Genomic DNA, 16,583 nt, shown 5'->3' on the forward strand with positions numbered 1-16,583 from the left:
CGAAATAATGCTTATCAGTATGGAATAAGAAAAGGAATAGTTCCTTAGCGCCAGCTGGCAAGCTTATTGCGATAACAGTCGACCCACATAGCCGTTGCGCCGCAGACCGCAACCGGCATCACCACCAGATTGAGCACCGGTATCAGCGTGAAAAGGCTGGTCAACGCGCCGAACTGCATGTTGGTCACTTTCCGTTCGCGTAACGCCGAGCGCATGGTTTTAAACGGCACTTTGTGGTTGTCGAACGGGTAGTCGCAATACTGGATCGCCAGCATCCAGGCGCTAAACAGGAACCAGAGCACCGGTGCGACCGTCTGTCCGATACCGGGGATAAAATAGAGGATAAGCAGAATGGCGGCGCGCGGCAGATACCAGGCGAGCTTCTGCCACTCGCGCTTCATGATGCGCGGAAAATCTTTCATCAGCCCGAACACGCCAACGTCCGGCGGCGTCGCACCCGTTAATCGCGCTTCCAGTTGCTCAGCCAGCAAGCCATTAAAGGGCGCGGCAATCCAGTTTGCGAGGGTTGAAAAGAAGTAGCCAAACACCAGCAGGATGGAGATAACGATAATCGGCCATAATAGATAGCTAAGCCATTGCAGCCAGTGCGGCACGTGGCTCATCAGCGTTGGGATCCAGCTGTCGAGGCGGGTAAATAACCACCAGAATGCGCCGCCCATCAGCAGGATATTGACCAGCAGGGGCAGGATCACGAAGCGGCGAATACCCGGTAACGTGACCAGTTTCCAGCCTTGAGAAAAGTAGTAAAGACCGCTGCGCGCAGCGCCGGGCGAGGATGAAACCATGATTTGGCTGGACTCCTTTTAAACTCATGCGAAAAAACCGAAGCTTATAATATTCACCGGACGGGGGAAACCTGTTCGGAAATGTTCGAAAAAACAGCAAAAAGTACGATTTAATTCATCTTTATGCGGTGAATGCTTCCCATCCACTTGCACTTGGCCTAATGCGCAAATACTCTTAGTGAGTAAATGTTTGCCGTGGTGGCAAGGTGTTAGAACAACAGAGAATATAATGATGCAGGATTTGCGTCTGATATTAATCATTGTTGGCGCGATCGCCATAATTGCTTTACTGGTTCACGGTTTCTGGACCAGTCGCAAAGAACGCTCTTCTATGTTCCGCGATCGCCCACTAAAACGTATGAAATCGCGACGTGACGACGACGAGTTTGACGACGAGGACGTCGAAGAGGACGAAGGCGTTGGTGAAGTTCGGGTGCATAAAACCCACAGCGCACCGAAGGCCAGCGTAGAGCAGGAAAATCCGCGTCATGCCGCGCAGCACCAATACCAGCCGCCTTACGCGTCGGCCCAGCCACGCCCGTCGGCTCCGCCGGTTCAGCAGAGCGAGCCTGTGCACCACGCGCCGCAACCCTATTCGCAGCCGCAACAGCCGGAGCGCCCCGTTGTCGAGCCGCGCGTAGTGGAGCCGCAGCCAGTCGCCCAGCCGACCGCGCCTGCCCAGCCGCAGATGGCCCCGCAGCACTTTCCGCAACAGCCGTCGCATCATCAGCCGTCGGCACATCAAGGTGCTCAACAGCCGCAGATGCAGCCTCAGGTTCACGAGCCTGCACCGCAGCCAGAGCCGGAGCCGGTTGTGGAAGCGCCGGTAGAAAAACCGCAGCGCAAAGAGACGGTAATTATTATGAACGTTGCGGCCCATCACGGCGCGGCGCTCAATGGCGAAGTGCTGCTTAACAGCATCCTGCAGGCCGGCTTCAAATTTGGCGATATGAATATTTTCCATCGTCATCTCAGCCCGGACGGCAGCGGCCCGGCGCTCTTCAGCCTGGCTAACATGGTCAATCCTGGCACATTTGATGTCGAAACCATGGGCGAGATGGCAACTCCTGGAGTGACTATCTTTATGCAGGTGCCGTCCTATGGCGACGAGTTGCAGAACTTCAAGCTGATGCTGCAATCTGCTCAACACATTGCCGATGAAGTGGGCGGTGTGGTGCTCGATGACCAGCGTCGGATGATGACGCCGCAGAAGCTGCGTGAATACCAGGCGCGTATTCGCGAAGTGAAAGACGCTAACGCGTAACGGCGCGTCACGACACATTCCCTTCCAGAACCCCCGCCCGTCGGGGGTTTTTTACATTGATGGTGCGATATGGAATCAATTGAACAACAACTGACAGAACTGCGAACTACCCTTCGCCATCATGAACATCTCTATCACGTTATGGACGCGCCGGAGATCCCGGATGCCGAGTACGATCGCCTGATGCGTGAGCTGCGCGAGCTGGAAGCGCAACATCCTGAGCTGATTACGCCGGATTCACCGACCCAGCGCGTCGGCGCCGCACCGCTCACCGCCTTTACGCAGATACGTCATGAAGTGCCGATGCTGTCGCTCGATAACGTCTTCGATGAAGAGAGCTTTCTGGCGTTCAATAAACGCGTACAAGACCGCTTAAAGAGCAGCGACGCACTGATCTACTGCTGCGAGCTGAAGCTCGACGGTCTGGCGGTCAGCCTGCTGTATGAAAACGGCGTGCTGATGCGCGCCGCCACGCGCGGCGATGGCACTACCGGGGAAGATATCACCTCTAACGTGCGCACCATCCGCGCCATTCCGCTGAAGCTGCGCGGGGAGAACATTCCGGCGCGCCTGGAAGTGCGCGGTGAAGTTTTCCTGCCGCAATCCGGCTTTGAGAAGATCAATGAAGAGGCTCGTCGCACCGGCGGGAAAGTGTTTGCTAACCCGCGTAACGCCGCCGCCGGTTCGCTACGCCAGCTCGACCCGCGTATCACCGCGAAGCGTCCGCTCACCTTCTTCTGCTACGGCATTGGCATCCTCGAAGGCGGCGAGCTGCCCAACAGCCACCTGGCGCGTTTACAGCAGTTTAAAGCGTGGGGCTTGCCGGTGAGCGATCGCATCCGCCTGTGCGGCACGCCGGAAGAGGTGCTGGCCTTCTATCATAAAGTTGAGGAAGACCGCCCGACGCTGGGGTTTGATATCGACGGCGTGGTAATCAAGGTCGACTCCCTCGATCTGCAAGCGCAGCTCGGCTTTGTGGCGCGTGCGCCGCGCTGGGCGGTGGCGTTTAAATTCCCGGCGCAGGAGCAGCTGACGTTTGTGCGCGATGTCGAGTTCCAGGTAGGCCGTACCGGGGCGATAACCCCTGTCGCACGCCTTGAGCCGGTACACGTTGCCGGGGTGCTGGTCAGTAACGCCACCCTGCATAATGCCGATGAGATTGACCGTCTTGGCCTGCGTATCGGTGACAAAGTGGTGATTCGCCGCGCCGGGGATGTGATCCCGCAGGTGGTGAATGTAGTGCTCTCCGAACGCCCGGAAGAGACGCGGGAAGTGACCTTCCCGGCACACTGCCCGGTGTGCGGCTCCGATGTCGAGCGTGTGGAAGGCGAAGCGGTTGCCCGCTGTACCGGCGGCCTCATCTGCGGCGCGCAGCGCAAAGAGTCGCTTAAGCATTTCGTCTCGCGCCGCGCGATGGATGTGGATGGCATGGGCGATAAGATTATCGACCAGCTGGTTGAGAAGGAGTACGTCCACACGCCTGCGGATCTCTTCCGTCTGACTGCCGGTAAGCTGACCGGTCTCGATCGGATGGGGCCGAAGTCGGCTCAAAACGTGGTCAACGCGCTGGAAAAAGCGAAAGAGACTACCTTTGCCCGTTTCCTCTATGCGCTCGGCATTCGCGAAGTGGGCGAAGCGACGGCGGCAGGGCTGGCGGCCTACTTCGGCACGCTGGAGGCATTAATGGCAGCCTCGGTTGACGAGCTGCAAAAAGTGCCGGACGTCGGCGTGGTGGTGGCAAAACACGTGCATAACTTCTTCAGCGAAGAGAGCAACCGCGACGTGATTCGCCAGCTGACGGAAGAAGTGGGCATTCACTGGCCCGCGCCGCTGGTGGTTAACGCCGAGGAGATCGACAGCCCGTTTGCCGGTAAAACCGTGGTGTTAACCGGTAGCCTGAGCCAGCTTTCGCGCGACGAGGCCAAAGAGCGCTTAACGGCGCTGGGGGCGAAAGTGGCCGGCAGCGTATCGAAGAAGACCGATCTGGTGATTGCCGGTGAAGCCGCAGGCTCGAAGCTGGCGAAAGCGCAGGAGCTAGGCATTGCGGTCATTGATGAAGATGAAATGATTCGTCTGCTGGGAGCCTGAATGGAGAAGGAACAGCTGATAGAGATCGCCAACATGGTGATGCCGTTTGGCAAATACCAGGGGCGTCGGCTGATTGATCTGCCGGAGGAGTACCTGCTCTGGTTCGCCCGTAAGGATCAGTTTCCCGCCGGGCGGCTTGGCGAGTTAATGCAAATCACCTTAGTAATTAAAACCGAGGGGCTGAGCCATCTGGTTCAGCCCCTCAAGCGGCCTTAAGCCTTCGCCGCTTCCTGCGCGGCGTGCTGCTCCGCCTTACGTTTGTAACGGCGGGCCAGCACGGCGCACACCATCAGCTGGATCTGGTGGAAAATCATCAGCGGCAGCACCATCATGCCGATCACCGACGTCGGGAAGAGAATATTGGCCATCGGTATGCCGTTGGCGAGGCTCTTTTTCGATCCGCAGAAGACAATCGTAATTTCATCCGCTTTATTGAAGCCGCATTTGCGCGCTACCAGAATATTTATCGCAATCACAATCGCCAGCAGGACGATGCTCGCCGCCACGATAAACATTAGCGAGCCGAGGCCCACTTTGTGCCAGATGCCATTCACTACCGCTTCACTGAAGGCAGAGTAAACCACCAGCAGAATCGAGGTCTGGTCGGTTTTGGAGATCCACTTTTTATGTTTGGTGACGAATCCTGCGGTCCACGGGCGTGACAGATGACCGAGCACAAACGGTAGCAGCAGTTGCAGCATGATTTTGCCGACCTGCTCAAGGCTGCCCTGCGCGCCATGAAGGTTCATCAGCAGGCCAACTAACAGCGGCGAGAGGAAGATCCCCAGCAGGCTGGAGGCCGACGCCGAGCAGACCGCCGCCGCGACGTTACCGCCTGCCAGTGAGGTAAAGGCGATAGCCGACTGCACCGTGGCGGGCAGAATGCAGAGATAGAGGAAACCGGTGTAAAGCTCCTGGCTGATATTGACCGGCGACCACCAGACAAACAGCACGCCGAGCGCCGGGAAGAGCACGAAGGTGCTGCACATCACCCACAGGTGTAAACGCCAGTGGCTGCCGCCCGCGATAATCGCTTCACGGGAAAGCTTGGCGCCGTGCATAAAAAAGAGCAGCGCAATCGCGGCGGTGGTCAGCCCTTCGAAAAAGGGGACGAAACTCCCGCGCGCCGGGAAGAAAGAGGCCAGCAGAACGACGCACACCAGCGTCAGGGTAAAGGGATCAAGGATACGAAAAAGTTTCATGTGCACTCCTGAAAGTCGATGGCGCTATTGTGCTTTGTCTGCTTTGAGAAATAAAATTGATTTATTGCATCCATTCATGAATTTATCAGATGAATTATTCACTCCGTCAATTACGTGTCTTTGTCACCGTCGCCCAGGCGAAGAGTTTCAGCCGCGCCGGGGAGATGATCGGCCTCAGCCAGTCGGCGGTCAGCCACAGCGTAAAAGAGCTGGAGCGGCAGACCGGCGTCAAGCTGCTGGATCGCACAACCCGGGAAGTGGTGCTGACCGAAGCGGGTCAACAGCTGGCCGGGCGGCTGGAACGGCTATTAGATGAGCTTAGCAGCACGCTGCGCGAAGCGGGGAGGGTAGGGCAGCAGTTAACCGGAACGGTGCGCGTCGCCGCCAGCCAGACTATCTCCGCGCATCTCATTCCGCACTGTATCGCCAGCAGTAATCAGCGTTACCCGGAGATCGATTTTGTGCTGCATGACCGCCCGCAGCAGTGGGTGCTGGAGAGTATTCGCCAGGGCGAAGTCGATTTTGGCATTGTGATCGATCCCGGCCCGGCCAGCGATCTGGAGATCGAGGAGATCCTCGCCGAGCCCTTTTTCCTGCTATGTCGCAACGATCATTCGTGGGCACCGCTTGACGCAGTGCCGTGGTCAGCGCTGGATGGCGCGCGGCTGGTGGTGCAGGATTACGCCTCTGGCAGCCGTCCGCTGATTGATGCAGCGTTACACCACTTTGCGGTGCGGGCGAAAATCGTGCAGGAGATTGGTCATCCGGCGACGCTTTTTCCAATGGTGGAGGCGGGGATAGGCATCAGCATTCTGCCCGCGCTGGCATTGCCACTTCCGCAGGGTAGCCAGCTGATGGTGAAACGGCTGGTGCCGGATATGCAGCGTAAAATTATGCTGGTGCGACGTAAAAACCGATCGCTTTCCGGCGCGGCGCAGGCGTTATGGGATGTGGTGCGGGAACAGGCCCGGTGTTTAAACCGGGCCCGGGAGAACGATCCGCTCTTTACTCAGATGTAGATATCGACCTGATGATCGACTGAAGGGTTGTTCACGCCTTCAATTTTGCTCTGCGTCGGGGTGTTCGGGTGGTTTTGCGTCTGCTTTTGCTCCGCCTCTTCAGCCTGCTTACGCATTAACTGTTGAAGCTGTGCCTGCAGCAGCTGGATCTGTTGCTGAATCTGCTCTTGCTGTTTCTTTTTCTCTTCAGTTGTCCCTTCGCCGTTAGGGATATCTTTCAACTGCTGGGTAAGCTTGTTGATCTGCTGCGTCACACGGCTGATTTGTGATGCGGTGTCGCTACCGGCGGAAGATGAACCGCTGGCATTGCCACCCTGAACAGAGGGGGTTGCTGCCGAAATAGTCGTCATTGAAAACTCCTTTTTTGCCATAAAAGAGAGTTATCGGCCTGGTCGTGCAGGACTTGAATAAGAAGCGTGTGAGGATATTTCAGCCGAAAGCTTTTGCCCGACGCATTGCCTGCTGGCGCTGCGCTTAGCAGTCCTGGAAAACCGGGTACGGAGAGCTGTTGTAGGCCGCATAAGGCATAGCCGCCATCCGGCAAGAAGAGCGCACGGATTTTTCAAATCGCAGATAGTTGTAGGCCGGATAAGGCGTAGCCGCCATCCGGCAAGAAGAGCGCACGGATTTTTCAAATCGCAGATAGTTGTAGGCCGGATAAGGCGTAGCCGCCATCCGGCAAGAAGAGCGCACGGATTTTTCAAATCGCAGATAGCAAAAAAGCGCCGCAAGCGCCATTTTTACATTGGTGGGTCGTGCAGGATGACTCGCTTCGCTCGCCCTTCGGGCCGTCGCCGCAAGCGGCTCCGTTGTCTCACTGCGTTCGACCCGAACCTGCCGCAGGTATATTCGTCTCATCCTGAGACTCACCCTACGGGCCAACGCTTCGCGTTGTTCAAAATTGTTCCCTACAATTTTGTCGAATCTTTCAAATCGCAGATAGCAAAAAAGCGCCTTTAGGGCGCTTTTTTACATTGGTGGGTCGTGCAGGATTCGAACCTGCGACCAATTGATTAAAAGTCAACTGCTCTACCAACTGAGCTAACGACCCGAAGTGGTGGGTGATGACGGGATCGAACCGCCGACCCCCTCCTTGTAAGGGAGGTGCTCTCCCAGCTGAGCTAATCACCCACTTCGGTACTTCTACTGATAAGAATTCGCTGGCGAGAAAGTGGTGGGTGATGACGGGATCGAACCGCCGACCCCCTCCTTGTAAGGGAGGTGCTCTCCCAGCTGAGCTAATCACCCACTTCGGTACTTCTACTGATAAGAATTCGCTGGCGAGAAAGTGGTGGGTGATGACGGGATCGAACCGCCGACCCCCTCCTTGTAAGGGAGGTGCTCTCCCAGCTGAGCTAATCACCCCCGCTGTGTGGAGTCGCATTATAGGGAGAGTTGAAAATGAGTCAACGCATTTTCAAAAGAAATTGTTCGTTCGTCGTAAAATTAGGCAACTCGCTGACAAATCGATCGCGAGCGCATGATTTATAAACAAAATAGCCCGTTTGCTGCGCCATTTCGGTAACAACATTGAGGAATCAGCCCACAGTGATAGAATATCGCCCACTTTTCTATTAGGTATTGCCGACGGTCGGCATCGCTATCAACGTAAGGCCAATTCATGAAAATCAAAACTCGCTTCGCGCCAAGCCCCACCGGCTATTTGCACGTTGGCGGCGCGCGCACTGCTCTCTACTCCTGGCTGTTTGCCCGCAATCAAGGCGGTGAGTTTGTGCTGCGCATCGAAGACACCGATCTCGAGCGTTCCACTCCGGAAGCAATCGAAGCCATTATGGATGGCATGAACTGGCTGAGCCTCGAGTGGGATGAAGGCCCGTACTTCCAGACCAAACGCTTTGACCGCTATAACGCGGTGATTGATGAAATGCTGGAAGCGGGCACCGCCTATAAATGCTACTGCTCCAAAGAGCGTCTTGAGCAGCTGCGTGAAACCCAGATGGCAAACAATGAGAAACCGCGTTACGACGGCCGTTGCCGCCATGACCATTCTCACCACGCTGCTGATGAGCCGTGCGTGGTGCGTTTTGCCAACCCGCAAGAAGGGTCGGTAATTTTTGACGATCAGATCCGTGGTCCGATCGAATTCAGCAACATGGAACTCGACGATCTGATCATTCGCCGTACCGATGGCTCCCCGACCTACAACTTCTGCGTTGTCGTCGATGACTGGGATATGGAGATCACCCACGTGATCCGCGGTGAAGACCACATCAACAACACCCCGCGCCAGATCAACATCCTGAAAGCGCTGAACGCGCCGGTGCCGGTTTACGCGCACGTTTCAATGATCAACGGCGACGACGGTAAAAAACTCTCCAAGCGTCATGGCGCGGTGAGCGTGATGCAGTATCGCGATGATGGTTACCTGCCGGAAGCGCTGCTCAACTACCTGGTGCGTCTGGGCTGGTCCAGCGGCGATCAGGAGATCTTCAGCCGAGAAGAGATGATCAAGCTCTTCTCGCTGGGCGCGGTAAGCAAATCTGCCAGTGCGTTTAACACCGATAAACTGCTGTGGCTGAACCATCACTACATCAACACCCTGGCGCCGGAGTATGTTGCTACCCATCTGCAGTGGCACATTGAGCAGGAAAATATTGATACCCGCACCGGTCCGCAGCTGGCGGAGCTGGTGACGCTGCTGGGCGAGCGCTGCAAAACGCTGAAAGAGATGGCGGCAAGCTGCCGTTACTTCTATGAAGAGTTTGCTGAATTTGACGCTGATGCGGCGAAAAAACACCTGCGTCCGGTTGCGCGTCAGCCGCTGGAAGTGGTGCGCGACAAACTCGCCGCCATTACCGACTGGAGCGCTGAAAACGTGCATCACGCCATTCAGGCCACCGCTGATGAGCTGGAAGTGGGCATGGGTAAAGTCGGTATGCCGCTGCGCGTCGCGGTGACCGGTGCCGGTCAGTCGCCGGGTCTGGATGTTACCGTTCACGCGATTGGTAAGACCCGCAGCATTGAGCGCATTAATAAAGCGCTGGGTTTTATCGCTGAGCGTGAAAGCCAGCAGTAAGCCAAAAAAAAGCCGCCTGAAAAGGCGGCTTTTTTAATTGTTCAGCACACGTCAGCGCGTAGCTTAACGCGCAACCACAAAGCGTTTATCGTCATCCATAAACGTTTTATCGCCTGCCGGAGCCATAATTGAACCAAAGTTCATATGACCGCGCAGTTTCCAGCTTGCCGGAATATTCCAGGTGCGCTGCACATCTTCATCCACCAGCGGGTTGTAGTGCTGCAGGTTAGCGCCAATGCCTTTCTCTGCCAGCGCCACCCAGACAGCATACTGGGCGATACCGGTACTGTGTTCAGACCACACCGGGAAGTTATCGGCATACGCGGCGAACTGCTCCTGTAAGCGGGTCACTACTTCCTGATCTTCAAAGAACAGCACCGAACCTGCTGCCGCGGCGAAACCATCTATTTTTTGCGAAGTGCCGTGGAAATTCTCTTCCGGCACAATTTTCTTCAGCTGTGCGCGCGTCAGTTCCCAGAACTGCTCATGCTCTTTACCCAGCAGGATCAGCGCACGTGAACTTTGCGAGTTAAACGCCGACGGTGCCTGGCGAATCGCTTCTTTAATAAGGTCAACAACCTCATCTTCCGCCAACGGCAGGTTTTTGCCGAGGGCATAGATCGTTCTACGTTGTTTAGCTAAAGCGAGAAAATTGTCTGACATGATTCCTCCTGAAGTTATCTGCACTTCCGCGGTGCTGTCATCAGCAAACGGCGGAAAAAGCGCCCGAAGCAAATTTATAACCGGTTGATCATTCATTGCATCAATATGCTGCCTCGAAAAAGCATAGGCCTGGGATGCAATAAATAAAAGTCCAACAATTTGCCGTTAACATTCAAAAAATTAGAATGAGCCAGCCACTCGCGTAGCGTTAAACCGCCAGCCAGCGCCGCCAGATAAAGCGTAAAACGTAGAATTCAATGGTGCCGAGCAGCAAAAACCAGAGGCAGTAGAGCAGGGTATAAAACTGGTTTAAATCCAGCAGATGGAAGGTTTGCATCAGCGTTTGCGCCAGCTGCATGCCCAGTTGCGGCGCAGGTAGCAGCAGCACAGAGACAAAAGAGAGCAGCAGGATGCCCGCAAGCGTGACCATCGTTTCGAGGGGATGTTTCATAAGCGTTAATCATTGATGAAAAAACGCATTGTCGGGGAAAGCTGGCCTGAGCGCAACGTTCCCCGACCTTCACTCAGGCGACGACGAAGCGGCCGACCAGCTCTGACATGGTTTCAGATTGCTGATCCAGCAGCTGGCTGGCGCTGGCCGCACTCGCCACCAGTCCGGCGTTTTGCTGCGTGACCTGCTCAAGCTGGTTTAGCGCTTCATGCACCTGCGAAACGCCGAGCGACTGCTCATTGGCCGCGTGGGCGATATCGCTGACAAACGCCAGCATCTGGCCGGTATTGTCGCGAGCCGCATGCAGCGCGCGATCCGATGCCTGCGCCAGCGCCACGCCTTGCTGAATCTGATCCATATTTTTGCTCACCAGTTCGCGGATCTGCTGTGCTTCATTGGCGCAGCGCTGCGACAGGTTACGCACCTCTGATGCCACCACCGCAAAGCCTTTGCCCAGTTCACCGGCACGCGCCGCCTCCACCGCGGCATTCAGCGCCAGCAGGTTGGTCTGAAACGAGATCTCATCAATTGAGCTGACAATGTTGGAGATCTGTTCGCTGGAGTAACGGATAGCCGACATGCTGTTGCTGGTTTCACCCGCCACGCGGCTCGCCTCCTGCACCTGTTTCTCCATCTCCTGGGTCAGGCGTTTTGCTTCATTGGCATTGTCGGCGGTCATGTTTACCGCAGTCGCAATCTGCTCCATGCTGGCGGCAGTCTCGACCAGCGAGGCTGCCTGTTGATCGGTGCGGGAGGCCAGATCCTGGTTGCCGCTGGCGATCTCGGAACTGGCACCGCGCAGCACCCCTGCGCCATGTTTGATCTCGCTGACGATATGCTGAATATTCTCGATCGCCTGGTTGTAGGCGCGGTTAAGCAGAGAGAGCTCGTCGCTGCCCGGCACATCCAGCCGCTGAGTGAGATCGCCATCCATCCCTTCGATGGTTGCCAGTGAGTGCTGCAACTGGCGGTGAATGCTGCTGGCGACCAGCACGGCAAAGAAGAGGGCGATGACCAGTGCAATCACGCTTATCACCGCGAACAGCGTCACCTCGCGCCAGGCTTCATCGGCCAGTTTCTGCGCGGTCATAAGCAGGTGATTAGATGCGGCATTTTCAACGGCTTTTAGCGTGTTGATGCGCGCAGTCTGGGCGTTAAACCAGTCGGCGGGTGCAACGCCAAAGCCACCGGTTGCTGCATGATCGATAGCGGTCTGGCGTAAAGAGAGGGCTTTAAGCGCCTCTGGAGAGTTGAATTGCGCGTTCATTTTTGCGTTCACCTCTGCGGAGCTAAACGCGTGGGTTGCCGCCAGCCATGAGGCCTGTTTACCCACCACTTCATTAAGCTGGCGGAATTGCGCCTCGGTAAAGCGGTCAGCGGAGAAGACGTTCGACAGCAGCGCACGTTCAATACCGCTCTGCTCTTTAGCATTCAGCACGCTGTAGTAGGCCGCCAGCTGGTTAACAATCTCACCATTATCCGTTAATTGGCTAATACCGCCGACCACATTCAGCAGGTCATTAATAATGGTGCTGTACCACACCAGCGAATCGGAGCCGTTGACGCTTAATGCGCGTACCTGGTCGCGAAAGCCATTAATACCCTGCTGATGCTGGCGGAATTGCGCCAGCGCCTGGCGAATATCGCTATTCGCTTCCTGCTCCGGGAATTGGTCGAGTAATTCGGTTAATTGTGTCAGCGCTTTGGTCGAGACGGGATATTGCGTGGATAACTCATTATTGAATTGCTGGCCTTTACTGCCGATATAACCTGCGCTTAAACCGCGCTCTTTTTGTAATTCATGGATGACGCTCCCGGCCTCTTTTGCCAGCGTGGTCAAGGAAATGATGGTGTGCATTTGCTGGCCGGTTTCAACGCGCGACATGATGCCGCTGGCGGCAAGCCAGATAAGCGCAAACAACAGAGGCAGCAGCGCTAATAACAGTTTTGACTTCATAGATATACGGTAAATCCACTTCATAAATAGGCCTCTTGTTCGCGTGTATATATTTGTTATCGGAGTGATTACGCGCGGCCTTTATTTTATTGCAGGGGTTATTGATATTTATCAATTCTCAGGAAATAGCGCTACTCCATAAGTATTACTTATTTAAGAAATCTCTCTGTTAATCAAAGAGAACAGAGTTTGCCGCAGGAGAAATATCCCTACGGCAAAAAATAACCCTAATTAATTGAGGGATTATCCGGCAGCCCATATTTCGGCGTGCTTTTTCATCAGGCCAATTAACGATCCGCCATCGGCAATAAATTCCCGCATCAGCTGTGCTTCGCTCTTGCCGCGTTTAACGCAGATTGCCAGCTCATCCAGCGCGCTGCTGGCATTAAGCTTATCGGCCCACGGTGCGATCTTCTCCAGTAGACGTGAAACATCATCGGCAATGGTGCGTTGTTCGCCGGTATGCACATCGGTTATCACCCCCTTCAGGCCAAAGCGGCAGGCCTGAAAACGGTTGAATTTATACAGTAGGTAGTCCCGCTCCTGGAATTTAAACGGACGCTCAGCCAGCAGCCAGTGCGACAGCGCCTGAATAAAGCCCGCCAGGCTGACGGCGTGGGAAATGGTCAGCGGCGTATCCATCACCCGTACTTCAACGGTACCGAAACTGGGGCTCGGGCGAATATCCCAGTGCAGATCCTTAATGCTCTCAATCATCGAGGTGTAGCTTAAGCGGCGAAACAGCCCTTCAAACTCCTGCCAGTTCGCCACCCACGGCATGGGGCCATTATCCGGGAATGAGGAGAAGATATTGAGGCGCGATGAGGCAAACTGCGTATCGGTGCCCTGAATATAGGGCGAGCTGGCGCTCAGGGCGATAAAGTGCGGTACAAAGCGCGACAGCCCGTGCAGCAGATAAATGGCATCGTCGCCATTGGTACAACCGACATGGACATGCTGACCAAACACCGTCGCCTGCTGCATCAGATAGCCGAACATCTCCAGCGTGCGGGCGTAACGCTCATCCGCGCAGATCTGTTGCCGCTGCCATTTCTGAAACGGATGGGTGCCACCGCCGCAAATCTGCACGTGGTGCTCGCCTGCGGCCTGCAAAATGGCGTGATGCATCGCTGAAAATTGATGCGCGACCTGGCGGATATCGCGACAGACGCCGGTGGCGATCTCCAGCATGCTCTCGGTGATGTCGTGCTTGACCTCACCGGCGCTGATGCGGTTCTGAAGGGTGTCGATGAGCCGGGATGAGTCCTGGCTTAAGTCATAACCCGGTGGGTTAACCACCTGTAACTCCAGCTCAACGCCAAGGGTAAAGGGCTCAGAGACATGAAAATCGGGCAAAGGCATAACCATTCCTTACGCAAATGTTTGTTTGAGTATGGAAGGGAATCGCTAATTGTGCCCGGCGCAGCGGGAGGGAAAGGAGGGCGAAAAAAGCAAAAAAAAGCCCGCACAAACGGCGGGCAAAAAATACTGGAAGCAATGTGAGCAATGTCGTACCGAATACCTGAGTGACTCACTCAACTATTCGGTAATGCGAAAGATAATCTTTATCATCTTCATGGTCAACCCTCTATTTTGTATGAGATTGCACTCTTCCTTAACAAAGCAATCGATGCAGGTTAATAGAGTCAATTATGCTTGCCTCATTAAGGTTAATGAGTATAGTTCTCATTCTCTTTGGTGTTTGTTGGCGTTGCCGCGGCGCAGTACGCCATCGCCACCTGAATATCACCCGCCCGGGCACATACTCAATCAACGCGAAAAGGCAGGCGGGGAGAGGCAATGGCAACCCGCTTTTTGGCTGAAGCCCTTAACCATCCGGCCTGACGGCGGGCCTTTTTCTCCACTTCGATATGAGTCGATGATGAATAACAGCAAACATACCTGGTCTCCTTTGCGCAAGAGCTTGCTTGCGCTCGCGATTGGCGCAGCGACGCACGCCGTACAGGCGGCAACTCCTGCCAGCGAAACGAAAGAGGAGACGCTGATCGTCCAGTCCACCGGCGGCAGCGATTTTAAACCCGGCGGCGACGCACTGGTGCCAGCCTATCTTGACGGCCAGGTCGCCTACGGCGGGCGGCTTGGCATGCTGGGCGAACAGAAGGCCATGGATGTGCCGTTTAACGTGATCGGCTATACCTCGAAGCTGGTGCAGGATCAGCAGGCGAAGACTATCGCCGATGTGGTGCGCAATGATGCCGGGGTGCAGGTCAGCCAGGGCTACGGCAATATGGCGGAAACCTACCGCATTCGCGGTTTTAAACTCGATGGCGACGATATGCTGATGGGCGGCCTGGCGGGCATTGTGCCGCGCCAGGTGGTCGATACGCAGATGCTCGACCGCATCGAGATCTTTAAAGGGGCGAATGCCTTAATGAATGGCGCAGCCACCTCCGGCGTTGGCGGGATGATTAATCTTGAGCCGAAACACGCTGAAGATACCCCGCTGACGCGCCTCGGCGTCGATTACTCCTCGCGCTCGCAGCTCGGCGGCTCGCTGGATGTCGGGCGGCGTTATGGCGATAACAACCAGGTCGGCGTGCGCGTTAACCTGCTGCACCGCGAGGGCGAAACCCCGGTTGAAGATGATAAGCGCCGCACCACCGCTGCCTCCATTGGCCTCGATTATCGCGGTGAACGCCTGCGCAGCTCCCTTGATTTTGGCTATCAGAAGAAGACCTTCCACGGCGGTTCGATGGGGGTCAATATCAGCAACATCGATTTCGTGCCTGCCGTGCCGGGTAACAGCAAAAATACCAGCCAGAAGTGGGCATGGAGCGATATCGAAAATGAGTTTGGCCTCGCGCGCGCCGAATATGATGTCACCGATATCTGGACGGCCTACGCCGCCTTTGGCGGCCAGCACTCCCACGAGCAGGGCGTCTATGGCGGGCCGAAAGTGATCAACGCCGCGGGCGATGCGACGATTGGCCGCCTCGATACGAATCGCATCAGCGATAGCTGGAGCGGCATGGCGGGTCTGCGCGGCAACTTCGACACCGGCCCGGTTTCACACAAAGTCAACGTCGGTTACTCCGCCAGCATCAAGCAGGACAAGGTCGCCTGGCGCATGTCATCGAAGAATCCGCGGGTCAATATCTACAACAACAGCGCGGTGCCGATGCCCGATTACAGCCTGACCGGCGGCAACTACAGCGATCCATTAACCACCGGGCGCAACCGCACCCAGGGCTGGCTGCTGAGCGATACGCTGGGCGTGCTCGACGATACGCTGCTCTTCACCGCTGGCGCGCGTTACCAGAAAGTGTGGGTGCACAGTTACAACAATGCCACCGGTGCGGAGAACCGCAACGCGCGCTTTATTGAAGATCGCTGGATGCCGACCTACGGCGTGGTCTACAAACCGTGGGAAGTGGTTTCGTTCTACGCCAACCACACCGAAGCGCTGCAACCGGGCAGCACTGCGCCGGAAGGGGCGGCGAACCAGTATCAAACCACCGGTATCGCCCACTCGAAACAGAATGAAGTGGGGGTGAAAACGGACTTTGGCCGTATCGGCGGTACGCTGTCGCTGTTTGAAATTAAGAAACCATCGGCGATTCAGAACAGCAGCACCAATATCTATGAACTGAGCGGTGAGCAGCGCAACCGCGGCGTTGAGCTGAGTGTATTTGGCGAGCCGACGCTCGGCCTGCGCCTGAACGGCAGCGCAACCTGGATCGACGCGGAGATGACCAAAACTCAGGATGGCGTTAATCAGGGTAACAAGCCGGTTGGCGTGGCGGGCTTTTACTCGGTGCTGGGCGCGGAGTATGACATTGCCGCGATTGAGGGGCTGACGGCAACGGCGCGAGTCAACCACACCGGATCGCAATACGCTAATGCAGCGAACAGTAAGAAGCTGGGCAGTTACACCACCCTCGATCTGGGTGCGCGTTACCGCATGCGGTTGAATGCCGATCGCAATGAGATGGTGTGGCGCGTCGGGCTGGATAACGTCACCAACAAGAACTACTGGGCAAGCGTGGAAGATAACGGCACCTATATCTACCGGGGCGTTGGTCGTGAGCTGAAAGTGTCAATGAGCTACGATTTTTAAACACGAATGGCAGCAGGC

Annotated in this window: 14 protein-coding genes, 4 tRNA genes and 1 other RNA gene; 6 read left to right on the top strand and 13 right to left on the bottom strand. The window is 55.9% G+C overall.

Annotated elements, in window-relative coordinates:
* Positions 1-44: 44 nt before the first annotated feature.
* The gene (gene cysZ / locus EH164_RS06245) at positions 45-806 is read right to left on the bottom strand and encodes a sulfate transporter CysZ (RefSeq protein ID WP_124967648.1); all 762 of its coding nucleotides are present in this window, start codon (positions 804-806) and stop codon (positions 45-47) included.
* Positions 807-1,035: 229 nt separating this feature from the next.
* On the opposite strand from cysZ, the gene zipA reads away from it, so the two are divergent.
* The 3 genes from zipA (at position 1,036) to EH164_RS06260 (ending at position 4,374) form a co-directional block, all read left to right on the top strand.
* A complete protein-coding gene (gene zipA / locus EH164_RS06250; protein WP_124967649.1) occupies positions 1,036-2,070 on the top strand; it encodes a cell division protein ZipA in 1,035 nt (344 codons plus the stop codon).
* 69 nt (positions 2,071-2,139) lie between these two features.
* Positions 2,140-4,158 (top strand): NAD-dependent DNA ligase LigA, encoded by a 2,019-nt coding sequence (gene ligA / locus EH164_RS06255; RefSeq protein ID WP_124967650.1) that lies wholly within the window; start codon positions 2,140-2,142, stop codon positions 4,156-4,158.
* Positions 4,159-4,374 (top strand): DUF3820 family protein, encoded by a 216-nt coding sequence (locus tag EH164_RS06260; RefSeq protein ID WP_023478979.1) that lies wholly within the window; start codon positions 4,159-4,161, stop codon positions 4,372-4,374.
* Here the strand turns inward: EH164_RS06260 and EH164_RS06265 are convergent.
* Complete coding sequence (locus tag EH164_RS06265) at positions 4,371-5,360, bottom strand: bile acid:sodium symporter family protein (protein ID WP_076770241.1); 990 nt, start codon at positions 5,358-5,360, stop codon at positions 4,371-4,373. The two genes, EH164_RS06260 and EH164_RS06265, sit on opposite strands and share 4 nt — an antisense overlap.
* Positions 5,361-5,449: 89 nt before the next feature.
* Here EH164_RS06265 and EH164_RS06270 point away from each other — a divergent pair, with 89 nt between their 5' ends.
* Positions 5,450-6,379 carry a LysR family transcriptional regulator gene (locus EH164_RS06270; RefSeq protein ID WP_124967651.1) on the top strand — a complete coding sequence of 310 codons (930 nt, stop codon included), beginning with the start codon at positions 5,450-5,452 and terminating at the stop codon, positions 6,377-6,379.
* On the opposite strand, the gene EH164_RS06275 is transcribed toward EH164_RS06270, so the two are convergent.
* The 7 genes from EH164_RS06275 to EH164_RS06305 all read right to left on the bottom strand — a co-directional run bounded on the left by EH164_RS06275 (position 6,370) and on the right by EH164_RS06305 (position 7,744).
* Positions 6,370-6,729, bottom strand: coding sequence for a FlxA-like family protein (locus EH164_RS06275; protein WP_124967652.1), 360 nt, complete (start codon positions 6,727-6,729; stop codon positions 6,370-6,372). The genes EH164_RS06270 and EH164_RS06275 overlap by 10 nt on opposite strands.
* A gap of 124 nt (positions 6,730-6,853) precedes the next feature.
* On the bottom strand, positions 6,854-7,117 hold the full coding sequence (locus tag EH164_RS06280) for a hypothetical protein (protein ID WP_124967653.1): 264 nt from the start codon (positions 7,115-7,117) through the stop codon (positions 6,854-6,856).
* Positions 7,118-7,125: 8 nt separating this feature from the next.
* Positions 7,126-7,261: non-coding RNA, RtT sRNA (locus tag EH164_RS06285), on the bottom strand.
* Positions 7,262-7,354: 93 nt separating this feature from the next.
* Positions 7,355-7,430 (bottom strand) — tRNA-Lys (locus tag EH164_RS06290).
* A gap of 4 nt (positions 7,431-7,434) precedes the next feature.
* A tRNA-Val gene (locus EH164_RS06295) sits at positions 7,435-7,510 on the bottom strand.
* Positions 7,511-7,551: 41 nt separating this feature from the next.
* Positions 7,552-7,627: transfer RNA gene (locus EH164_RS06300), tRNA-Val, on the bottom strand.
* A 41-nt stretch (positions 7,628-7,668) separates the two neighbouring features.
* Positions 7,669-7,744: transfer RNA gene (locus tag EH164_RS06305), tRNA-Val, on the bottom strand.
* A 256-nt stretch (positions 7,745-8,000) separates the two neighbouring features.
* On the opposite strand from EH164_RS06305, the gene gltX reads away from it, so the two are divergent.
* Positions 8,001-9,416: a glutamate--tRNA ligase gene (gene gltX / locus EH164_RS06315; protein ID WP_124967654.1), complete on the top strand. Its 1,416-nt coding sequence runs from the start codon at positions 8,001-8,003 to the stop codon at positions 9,414-9,416.
* A gap of 63 nt (positions 9,417-9,479) precedes the next feature.
* Here the strand turns inward: gltX and EH164_RS06320 are convergent, their stop codons facing one another.
* The 4 genes from EH164_RS06320 to EH164_RS06335 all read right to left on the bottom strand — a co-directional run bounded on the left by EH164_RS06320 (position 9,480) and on the right by EH164_RS06335 (position 13,849).
* Complete coding sequence (locus EH164_RS06320; protein ID WP_023479847.1) at positions 9,480-10,079, bottom strand: nitroreductase family protein; 600 nt, start codon at positions 10,077-10,079, stop codon at positions 9,480-9,482.
* A 208-nt stretch (positions 10,080-10,287) separates the two neighbouring features.
* Positions 10,288-10,530 (bottom strand): DUF1158 family protein, encoded by a 243-nt coding sequence (locus tag EH164_RS06325; RefSeq protein WP_023479876.1) that lies wholly within the window; start codon positions 10,528-10,530, stop codon positions 10,288-10,290.
* Positions 10,531-10,603: 73 nt separating this feature from the next.
* A complete protein-coding gene (locus EH164_RS06330; protein ID WP_206430694.1) occupies positions 10,604-12,511 on the bottom strand; it encodes a methyl-accepting chemotaxis protein in 1,908 nt (635 codons plus the stop codon).
* 219 nt (positions 12,512-12,730) lie between these two features.
* Positions 12,731-13,849: a YbdK family carboxylate-amine ligase gene (locus EH164_RS06335; RefSeq protein WP_023479741.1), complete on the bottom strand. Its 1,119-nt coding sequence runs from the start codon at positions 13,847-13,849 to the stop codon at positions 12,731-12,733.
* A gap of 517 nt (positions 13,850-14,366) precedes the next feature.
* Between EH164_RS06335 and EH164_RS06340 the strand changes: the two genes are divergently transcribed.
* Positions 14,367-16,565, top strand: a complete 2,199-nt coding sequence (locus EH164_RS06340) for a TonB-dependent siderophore receptor (RefSeq protein ID WP_124967656.1) — start codon at positions 14,367-14,369, stop codon at positions 16,563-16,565.
* Positions 16,566-16,583: the final 18 nt, after the last annotated feature.

Origin of the sequence: Kosakonia sp. CCTCC M2018092, from assembly GCF_003864115.1 — a bacterium.
GTDB classification, from domain to species: domain Bacteria; phylum Pseudomonadota; class Gammaproteobacteria; order Enterobacterales; family Enterobacteriaceae; genus Kosakonia; species Kosakonia cowanii.

Bases quoted from the DNA above. Each gene is read 5' to 3' on its own strand.
- EH164_RS06275 (WP_124967652.1), bottom strand. From the start codon at position 6,729: ATGACGACTATTTCGGCAGCAACCCCCTCTGTTCAGGGTGGCAATGCC.
- EH164_RS06270 (WP_124967651.1), top strand. From the start codon at position 5,450: ATGAATTATTCACTCCGTCAATTACGTGTCTTTGTCACCGTCGCCCAG.
- gltX (WP_124967654.1), top strand. From the start codon at position 8,001: ATGAAAATCAAAACTCGCTTCGCGCCAAGCCCCACCGGCTATTTGCAC.
- EH164_RS06335 (WP_023479741.1), bottom strand. From the start codon at position 13,849: ATGCCTTTGCCCGATTTTCATGTCTCTGAGCCCTTTACCCTTGGCGTT.
- EH164_RS06330 (WP_206430694.1), bottom strand. From the start codon at position 12,511: ATGAAGTGGATTTACCGTATATCTATGAAGTCAAAACTGTTATTAGCG.
- EH164_RS06340 (WP_124967656.1), top strand. From the start codon at position 14,367: ATGATGAATAACAGCAAACATACCTGGTCTCCTTTGCGCAAGAGCTTG.
- EH164_RS06280 (WP_124967653.1), bottom strand. From the start codon at position 7,117: ATGGCGCTTGCGGCGCTTTTTTGCTATCTGCGATTTGAAAAATCCGTG.
- EH164_RS06320 (WP_023479847.1), bottom strand. From the start codon at position 10,079: ATGTCAGACAATTTTCTCGCTTTAGCTAAACAACGTAGAACGATCTAT.
- zipA (WP_124967649.1), top strand. From the start codon at position 1,036: ATGATGCAGGATTTGCGTCTGATATTAATCATTGTTGGCGCGATCGCC.
- EH164_RS06265 (WP_076770241.1), bottom strand. From the start codon at position 5,360: ATGAAACTTTTTCGTATCCTTGATCCCTTTACCCTGACGCTGGTGTGC.
- ligA (WP_124967650.1), top strand. From the start codon at position 2,140: ATGGAATCAATTGAACAACAACTGACAGAACTGCGAACTACCCTTCGC.
- EH164_RS06325 (WP_023479876.1), bottom strand. From the start codon at position 10,530: ATGAAACATCCCCTCGAAACGATGGTCACGCTTGCGGGCATCCTGCTG.
- EH164_RS06260 (WP_023478979.1), top strand. From the start codon at position 4,159: ATGGAGAAGGAACAGCTGATAGAGATCGCCAACATGGTGATGCCGTTT.
- cysZ (WP_124967648.1), bottom strand. From the start codon at position 806: ATGGTTTCATCCTCGCCCGGCGCTGCGCGCAGCGGTCTTTACTACTTT.